This window comes from uncultured Intestinibacter sp. (genome assembly GCF_902468165.1).
In the GTDB taxonomy this organism is placed as follows: Bacteria; Bacillota; Clostridia; order Peptostreptococcales; family Peptostreptococcaceae; genus Intestinibacter.
This window is the reverse complement of sequence record NZ_CABQXJ010000099.1, coordinates 1-9,059: the sequence shown is the minus strand read 5'-3', so window position 1 is coordinate 9,059 and position 9,059 is coordinate 1. Positions and strand designations below refer to the sequence as shown.

General features: G+C 28.7%; 8 protein-coding genes. 4 read left to right on the top strand and 4 right to left on the bottom strand.

Annotated elements, in window-relative coordinates; all coding sequences use genetic code 11:
* Positions 1-95: 95 nt before the first annotated feature.
* Positions 96-986, bottom strand: a complete 891-nt coding sequence (locus tag RDX53_RS13135; protein ID WP_195931749.1) for a helix-turn-helix domain-containing protein — start codon at positions 984-986, stop codon at positions 96-98.
* A 400-nt stretch (positions 987-1,386) separates the two neighbouring features.
* Between RDX53_RS13135 and RDX53_RS13130 the strand changes: the two genes are divergently transcribed.
* The 3 genes from RDX53_RS13130 to cysK all read left to right on the top strand — a co-directional run bounded on the left by RDX53_RS13130 (position 1,387) and on the right by cysK (position 4,310).
* Entirely contained in the window at positions 1,387-1,830 is a 444-nt protein-coding gene (locus RDX53_RS13130) for an Rrf2 family transcriptional regulator (protein WP_334297270.1), read from the top strand.
* A gap of 192 nt (positions 1,831-2,022) precedes the next feature.
* Positions 2,023-3,333, top strand: a complete 1,311-nt coding sequence (locus RDX53_RS13125; RefSeq protein ID WP_195931456.1) for an O-acetylhomoserine aminocarboxypropyltransferase/cysteine synthase family protein — start codon at positions 2,023-2,025, stop codon at positions 3,331-3,333.
* Between the two features lie 47 nt (positions 3,334-3,380).
* Positions 3,381-4,310: a cysteine synthase A gene (gene cysK, locus RDX53_RS13120; protein ID WP_195931455.1), complete on the top strand. Its 930-nt coding sequence runs from the start codon at positions 3,381-3,383 to the stop codon at positions 4,308-4,310.
* A gap of 299 nt (positions 4,311-4,609) precedes the next feature.
* Here the strand turns inward: cysK and hydE are convergent, their stop codons facing one another.
* The 3 genes from hydE to RDX53_RS13105 all read right to left on the bottom strand — a co-directional run bounded on the left by hydE (position 4,610) and on the right by RDX53_RS13105 (position 7,584).
* Positions 4,610-5,665 carry a [FeFe] hydrogenase H-cluster radical SAM maturase HydE gene (hydE, locus tag RDX53_RS13115; RefSeq protein ID WP_207743877.1) on the bottom strand — a complete coding sequence of 352 codons (1,056 nt, stop codon included), beginning with the start codon at positions 5,663-5,665 and terminating at the stop codon, positions 4,610-4,612.
* 185 nt (positions 5,666-5,850) lie between these two features.
* Positions 5,851-6,822: a hypothetical protein gene (locus RDX53_RS13110; protein ID WP_307994308.1), complete on the bottom strand. Its 972-nt coding sequence runs from the start codon at positions 6,820-6,822 to the stop codon at positions 5,851-5,853.
* 27 nt (positions 6,823-6,849) lie between these two features.
* Positions 6,850-7,584 carry an HAD family phosphatase gene (locus RDX53_RS13105; protein ID WP_195931453.1) on the bottom strand — a complete coding sequence of 245 codons (735 nt, stop codon included), beginning with the start codon at positions 7,582-7,584 and terminating at the stop codon, positions 6,850-6,852.
* A 169-nt stretch (positions 7,585-7,753) separates the two neighbouring features.
* On the opposite strand from RDX53_RS13105, the gene RDX53_RS13100 reads away from it, so the two are divergent.
* The gene (locus tag RDX53_RS13100; RefSeq protein WP_195931452.1) at positions 7,754-8,839 is read left to right on the top strand and encodes a hypothetical protein; all 1,086 of its coding nucleotides are present in this window, start codon (positions 7,754-7,756) and stop codon (positions 8,837-8,839) included.
* The last annotated feature ends 220 nt before the right edge of the window (positions 8,840-9,059 follow it).

Below are 9,059 nucleotides of genomic sequence, written 5' to 3'. Positions count from 1 at the left end.
AACCGGATTATATATAATAATATATAATCCGGTTTCTTTGAAGTTCATCTATTGTTTATTAAAGCATTTTAATACTCTTTTTATATATTTAAATCTTATGAATTTCTATATTCATGTGGTGTTTGACCTGTTTTCTTTTTGAATATTTGTATATAATGACTTACATTGTTGAACCCTACATTTTCAGCAATATCTAGTATAGAAAAGCTGGTATTTTTTAATAATTTCATACTTTCGTTAATTCTATAATTAATTAGATAATCGTAAGGTGACATTTTAAGTGATTTCTTGAAAAATCTGCAACACTCACCTTTACTAACAAATACAGAATCAGCAATATCTTGAAGAGTGATTTTATTACTATAATTTTTATGAATAAAGGATAAAACATCTTTGACCCTTTCTTCATTGATTGGTTTGGGTTCTGTTTTTTGAGAAAATATATCATTTTCATTCAGTACTAATAAAAGCCAAAATCTCATTAAATTTATATAAATTTCTAATTCATATCCTCTAGATTTTGATATGTCAGCAGTTATTATATCCATAATGAATTTTAATGCTTCTTTTTCCCACTTATTTTCCCCATAAATTTCAATTGAATTTAAATTATCTGCTGTAATAACGGGGTCGATGTACTTTTGTTCAATTATGCTTCCAGGGAAAGTTTTTAATAACTTAGGGTTAAATATTACAGAATGATAGATACAATCTTTATCACCAACACTTTTAGCCATGTGTATTCTTTGTGTATTTATAAAAATTCCCTGACCACTCTTTAAAATATATGACTTTTCCCCAACTATAAACTCTATAGACCCCTTAGTTACAATTGATATTTGTATTTCATCATGCCAATGAAGTTTAACATAACCTTTAGAAAAATTTCTAATTTCACTAAAACTAACTTCAAAGGGGAATGAATACATTTTTTCAATACTAATATCTTCTAATTTGTCATTTAAAACCATTTTATTAGGACGCATAAAATTCACCCCTTATATGTTAATATATTGATATTTTTTCGTTAAGATACTGATAGAAATAAAGTTATCTTGACGATATAATTATAATTGAAAATATCTAGTTAATCAAATTAAACTAGCAAAAAATATATTGTTTTATTAAATAATATATACAAATAAATAATTAAAAAATAAGCAATATAATTATATAAAATAATTATATTATTGAGATTGTAATTATCTATAGCTTTAGAGCAAAAAATAATATACCAAACCTAACGAACTGGACCCCTCCAAAAAAAATATATGGGTCCTTTTTGTTTGTTCAAAAAAATATGTTATACTAAATAATAATATACGAAACAAAGGTTTGTTAAGTTAAAAAACTTATTTTTTTAAGGGTAAAATATTTTTTAAGGAGATGGGTAATTTGAAAATTTCAACAAAGGGAAGATATGCATTACGTCTAATGATTGACTTGGCAATAAATGACGAGGGGAAATGTATAAGAATAAAAGACATTGCTAAAAGACAAGAGATTTCTGAGAAATATTTAGAACAAATAATATCTATACTAAATAGAGCTGGGTACATAAAAAGTGTTAGAGGTCCTCAAGGAGGTCACAGACTAGCAAGACATCCAAGAGAATATACAGCGGGGATGATACTTAGATTAACAGAGGGAAGTTTAAGTCCTGTAGCATGTTTAGATGATGATATAAATCAATGTAGTAGACAAGCACAATGTGCTACATTGGAGCTATGGAAGATGTTAGATAAGGCTATAAGTGATGTTGTCGACAATGTGACACTTGAAGATTTGGTTCAATGGCAAATAAATAAAAATAATAATTATATTATTTAAGAAATATATAGAACTGCTTAAAATAACTAAGATTTTAAGCGGTTTTTTTGTGTAAAAATTTAAATGTAAAAAAATACCATATTTCATATTGACATAGTAGGATTTATGAACTACTATTAAAGCATACCAAACAGGTAGGAAATGGAAAATATAAAGATTAAAATAAATATTTATATACAGGGGGATAACAAAATGTCAAATAAAATAAGTAGAAAAGATAGAAAGTTAAAATTTGAAACATTACAACTTCATGTAGGTCAGGAATCACCAGACCCAGTTACAGATGCAAGGGCAGTTCCAATATACCAAACATCTTCATATGTATTTAAAAACTGTGACCATGCAGCTGCGAGATTTGGATTAAGTGATGCAGGGAATATATACGGAAGATTAACTAATCCAACAGAAGATGTATTTGAACAAAGAATGGCAGCACTTGAAGGTGGGGTAGCAGCATTAGCTGTAGCTTCAGGAGCAGCAGCACTAGCTTATACATTCCAAAACTTAGCTCAAAATGGGGATCATATAGTAGCAGCTAATAATATCTATGGGGGAACATATAACTATTTAGCACATACATTCCCAGAATACGGTGTAACAACTACTTTTGTTGACCCAGCGGATAAAGAAGCCATAGAAAATGCAATAAAAGAAAATACGAAAGCAGTATTTATAGAAACATTAGGAAATCCAAACTCAGATGTAGTTGATATAGAAGCAATATCAAAAATAGCACATGACCACAAAATACCTCTAGTGATAGACAATACATTTGGAACACCTTATTTAATAAGACCAATAGAACATGGTGCAGATATAGTTGTTCATTCTGCAACTAAATTTATAGGAGGTCATGGAACAACAATCGGTGGAGTAATAGTAGATGGAGGAAAATTTGATTGGGAAGCATCTGGCAAATTCCAAAGCTTAGTTGACCCAAATCCAAGTTACCATGGAGTAAGCTTTACGAAAGCAGTTGGACCAGCAGCTTTTGTAACAAAAATAAGAGCTATATTACTTAGAGATACAGGAGCTACACTTTCACCATTCCATGCATTCTTATTTTTACAAGGATTAGAAACTTTATCACTAAGAGTTGAAAGACATGTAGAAAATGCATTAAAGGTTGTTGAATATTTAAATAATCATCCACAAGTTGAAAAAGTTCATCATCCATCTATAACAGATGATCCAGAACAACAAAGATTATATAAAAAATACTTCCCAAATGGTGCAGGTTCAATATTTACTTTTGAGATAAAAGGAGATGCTCAAAAAGCAAAAGATTTTATAGATAATCTTGAATTATTCTCATTACTTGCTAATGTGGCAGATGTTAAATCATTAGTAATACATCCAGCATCTACAACACATTCACAATTAAGTGAAGAAGAATTATTAGAACAAGGTATAAAACCAAATACTATACGTTTATCAATAGGAACAGAACATATTGATGACATTATACAAGATTTAGAAGAAGCATTTAAATCTGTTAAATAGTAGATATATAGATAAAAAGATTGAAAGATCTTTAGGAGGAAAATAAAATGTCTAAAATAGCTAAAAAACTAACTGATTTAATAGGAAATACACCTTTACTTGAACTTGGAACTTATAGAGATGAAAATAAATTAGAAGCAAATTTAATAGCGAAACTTGAATACTTCAATCCACTTGGAAGTGTAAAAGATAGAGTTGCAAATGCAATGATAGAAACTGCTATTAAGGAAGGTAAAATTAATAAAGATACAGTAATAATAGAACCTACTAGTGGAAATACTGGTATAGGATTGGCATTTGTTACTGCAACAAAAGGTCTTCGTTTAATACTTACTATGCCAGAAACAATGAGTATAGAAAGAAGAAGAATAGTTTCTGCATTAGGAGCAGAAGTAGTATTAACACCTGGAGTAGAAGGAATGAAGGGTGCTATTGCAAAAGCAGAAGCGTTAAAAGAAGAGTATGGAAATGCATTTATTCCACAACAATTTGAAAATGAAGCTAACCCTAAAATCCATTTTGAAACTACTGGTCCAGAAATATGGAGAGATACAGATGGAAAGGTCGATATATTTGTTGCAGGTGTAGGTACTGGAGGAACAGTTACTGGTATAGGAAAATATATAAAATCTCAAAATCCAAATGCAAAAATAGTTGCAGTAGAACCAGCTACATCAGCAGTACTTTCTGGTCATAAACCAGGACCTCACAAGATTCAAGGTATAGGTGCAGGATTTGTACCTAAAGTTTTAGATTTAGATATAGTAGACGAGATAATTCCTGTTGAAAATGAAGATGCTTTTAATGCATCGAGAGCAGTAGCAAAAGCAGAAGGTTTGTTGGTTGGTATATCATCTGGTGCATCAATTTACGCTGCAACAGAGCTAGCTAAAAGACCAGAAAACAAAGGCAAAAATATAGTTGTTTTATTACCAGACACTGGTGAAAGATATTTATCAACAACTTTATTTGAATAGATTTATATAAAATAACTCTTAACAAAGTGAAAAACTCACTATGGCAAGTCAGGCCAAAGGCTTGCCATATCCCCAGGATAACTTATAAAAATGGTATCCCTTAGTTAGTATATAAAATACAAGTATAATAACTAATATAAAAGCTGGAATATAACTTTAAATTTAAGTTATTCCAGCTATTTTTTTAATTTCTAACCTATTAACTAAAGCAATGGAATCTTCAATTCGTTGGCGCTATGAGCGAAGCGAATTTTTTTAACTAAAACAAAAATACAGTCTATAGTTAGCTTTTAATTATATTATTTTCTTGACCAAGTTATATTATCTCCACGAGACATATCTAGTACATATCCCGCAATATTTATTCTATTTTCGATGCAGTGGCGACATTCTGCTGCCTCATCTCCTGTACATATTTTATTGTCATAAAGTTCATATTTTTTTCTAGAAGAAGTAGGTGATAAGTTTGGCATGGCAACATTAGCGCCGGCATCAAATCCTTTTTCACGACCTACTGGATCTATTGTTCCTAAGGCTGTAGTTGCTGGCAATAGGCAAGTAGGAAGTAATAATCTAATTAATGATAGCATTAGTGTAGTTTCCTCAACAGTACCTGCAGGCTCATTCTTAAATTGAGTATCGTGATGTGGGATAAAAGGGCCTATTCCAACCATATGTGGGTCCAGTTCTTTTAAGAATAGCAAATCTTCTGCTAAAATTTCTGGTGTTTGATAAGGAGAATGAACCATAAATCCAGCACCTATCTGATAACCGATTTCTTTTAAGTTTCTTAAACATTGAATTCTGTTTTGGAGTGACATACATCCTGGGTGAAGTTTTTTATAATGTTCTTCATTTGCAGTTTCATGTCTAAGTAAATACCTATCTGCACCTGCATCATAGTATTTTTTATATGATTCATAACTTTTTTCACCTATAGATAGTGTAACTGCGCAATTGGGATATTTGGATTTTATTGATTTTACGATTTCTACAATTTTATCATCAGTAAAATATGGGTCCTCGCCACCTTGTAAAACATAAGTATTATATCCAAGAGTGTGACCGATATCAGCACATTCCATAATTTCATCTAGAGAGAGTCTATATCTGTCGGCATTTTTATTTGATTTTCTAATTCCACAATAATAGCAGTCGTTTTTACAATAATTAGTGAACTCGATTAAAGCTCTTAAATAAACTTTATTGCTATAGTATTTATCCCTTAGACAGGATGCTTTTTTATGTAGATATTTTCTATCTTCATCATTTATATTTTTTATTATATAAACTAATTCTTCCTTAGTTAATATATGTGTATCTGCCAGTTTATCGATTAAATTTCTTATATTCATAAAACTTCTCCTTTAAAATAAAATATAAAATTCATACTTGGAAAGTATGGAATTACTTATATTTTAGCATAAAAACATATTGTGTGTAAAATTATGGAAATTAAGGTGAATACAAAAAAACTGTGAGAAAAATAGATTATTTAACTCACAGTTTCGTATAAAAAGTTATTTTTTAATAATTAATTTTATAATTTAAAGTAATTAACTTGGTAATCAGTTAACTCAGTATCACATTCAGCACAGTGGAAACTTTTTTTAGATGTTATGAAACTATTTGATTCATTATCGTACTCAGTTTTCATTTTTGTAACTATACCTGCAGCAGTAAGGTCTTTACCACATTTTTTACAGTTTTGAACTGTGCATATATTTTCCAAAAATGCAGGATTTAACTGTTCTATAGTGTATCCACATTTTGAACAATTTACTCCATTTTCTTGTTCTTTTGATGTAACTACTAATCCTTTACCATCTTTAGAATATTTATAATTTACCTTTTCTACAGTTGAATAACCAGATTCAAAGATGTTGCAACTACAATTAGGACATATGAATTTAGGTTCATATCCATTTATAGTAGTATTTTCTTTTGTATCCGTATTTTCAGTAGGTGTAGATTCTTTTTTAGTATCTTCTGATTTTTTAACAGTTTCAGTTTTATCAGTTTTATTAGGAGTAGATTTTGCTTTTTCTTCTTTTTTTGGTTGTTCACTTTGACCACCATAATAAGCTCCACCTAAGTCAACTTGACCGCATAAATCAGATAATTTTTCTCCCATAGTTTTTAAGAAAGTTTCTAATTCATCTTCAGGATTACTTTCTTCTTTATTTTTATTAGAACTATCGAATTTTAATATATAATCATAAATATCTTTTGCATTAAATTGTACTGCAGCTGCTAAAATATGTTCTTTTATAGTAGCATACTCTTGATTTTTAGAAGGATTATTCAAGTTGATTATATCATTATCTAAAATGAATTTGACTATTGAAAGATAGTCGTATTTAGTTGCAAAGAAAAGAACCATTTCATCTAGATTATTGTCAGAAATTCTGTCCGCAAAATCAACAAATACTTCTGGAGAATCTAGATAGATTTTCTTTTCTAAATCTTTTAAATCGCTAAGTATTTCTATAATATTAAATATTTTTTTCATAATTAATTAATCCTCCTCGATTAAATTTTATAAATCATTTTCATATAATTTCACACTTGGATCAAGAGAGTAGATTATATCCTTTCTTTCTACTATAATTTTAGTAGTTTTTGCTAAGGTCTCATCTTGATTTATGTGAAGTAAAAGCTCCTTTGTAGGATTTATGGCAATTGGATTACCAACTCGTCTCAACATATTAATATCACCGTTTGTGTCTCCATAAGCATATGATTGATTTAAGTCTAAGTTGTACTTCTCAACAAGTTCATCAATAGCCTTATTTTTGCTTACAGAATCCCACATTGGGATAACTTCACCAGTAAATGCATTATCTTTAAATACATATATACTGCCTCGATAATCTGTAATATTATATTTTTCCGCCATTTTTTTTACTAGAAAATCGGGGCTACCAGAGATAAATATAACTTTATGACCTTGTGATAAATGCCACTTAATTCTAGAACGAGTATAAGTATAAACTCTTTCTGATTTTAATTTGATTACTTGGTCTGTTGCAAAATCTATTGCTGATTTATCTAATCCCATTAGTGATTTAACATATAAATCACACAAGTTTAGAAGATAATCGTCGTAATTTCCTTGTCTTCTATCCCAAGTCATAAAAATGTCTCTCGTATTGTCAACCCATGCTTTTTCATCAACAACTTCATATTTAATCAGTTTTTTGAAATGTTCAACCATAAGCGAATCCCTATAGATTGTACCGTCGATATCAAAAAAGGCTGCTGTATTTTTCATAAAGATCACCCCTAATTATGCTTTCTTATATTATATTATATTTTGTGTAAATAATATACTAAGACTATAAAATATAATTAAAATGATATATTATAGTTGTATTATATTTAAAAATAGAACTAATAATTAAAGATAAAGACTTTTTAGATAAGATTAGAGAGGAGAATATATGAATTTTGAATATGCAAAAATAACAAGGTCTAGACTTATGGGAAGTATGGGACTTATTACAAAATATAGCGATGAAAATAACGAAGTATTTGAATACTATCTTTTAGATTGTGAAGGGTTAGGTTTTTGTGATTATGTAAGATTAGAAAATCCTACAAAACAAGAAGCATATATGGAAGAAGAGCGATTAATGGGGGGATTAGGAGAAAATAGAATATTTATATCTGAAGATAGAGCTCTATTTTTAATCCAATACTTTGGACGCAAAAATTTAGAATATGAAAAGCCACTTCCAGATGGTGAAGAGTATTATATGAATATAATAGAAAATTACGAAACAGAAGTTACAATGGAAGAGATGTTCCCTATTTTATGCAGAAAAGTGACTAGCGAAGTAGAATTTATAAACTTCATGACTATGAGATTTATTGCGTGGGATAGAGAAGCACTTAGATATTTCTGTGAAAATGAAGAAACTGCATATATGCATATTACTAATATAAATGGAACACTTCTTAAAAATACAGTTTATGAAAAAGGTAATGGCAGATATATAAGTAAGCCAATTTATGAAGATAGCGATGGTTATTATGTCTGTAAAATCGCATTTAATATAGAAAAAGAGAATGATGAATACAAAGTAAAATCAATATTTGTTACTGATAAACAGCCACTTTATGATTTCCAAGTATTTGATGAAATATCTAAAAATGAGTTTGTAGATATTTATAATTTAAAAGAATACGACGAGTTTGTGGACAAGTTCTATATAGATAATCCTTTTATGATGAAAAGCCATTTAGACGAGGGGACATTCTTCACTAGATTTAACTTTAATAACAATCATGTAAAACAAAATGTATATGTAATAAATAATGACTTAAAAGCAGTTTATTATGTAATGGAAGATAAATTATATGTTGGAACTTATTCAAAAAGAGACAGAGATTATATAAACAAATTGTTAATAGCAAACTACAAAGATTATATATCATTTGATGATGCAATGTGTTTTGAGCAAAATGTATTATATGATTTTGCTGAATCTGGTTGTGATGATTTTTATTATTTTATAGAAGATTAAAAAATATATAGAAAATATTTTGATAAAATATTATGAATTGAAAATGGCTATCTATTTCTTAAAATAAAAAATATTAACAAAAAATGAGAATTAGTATCAAATTATATTGATAATCCTTATAAAATATGTTACTATTATTTCAGTAGTTAATTTAGGTTAACAAAATAGCCCTTTAAAGTGATGAAAAAATAGCTCCTATATTTATATATAGGAGCTGTTT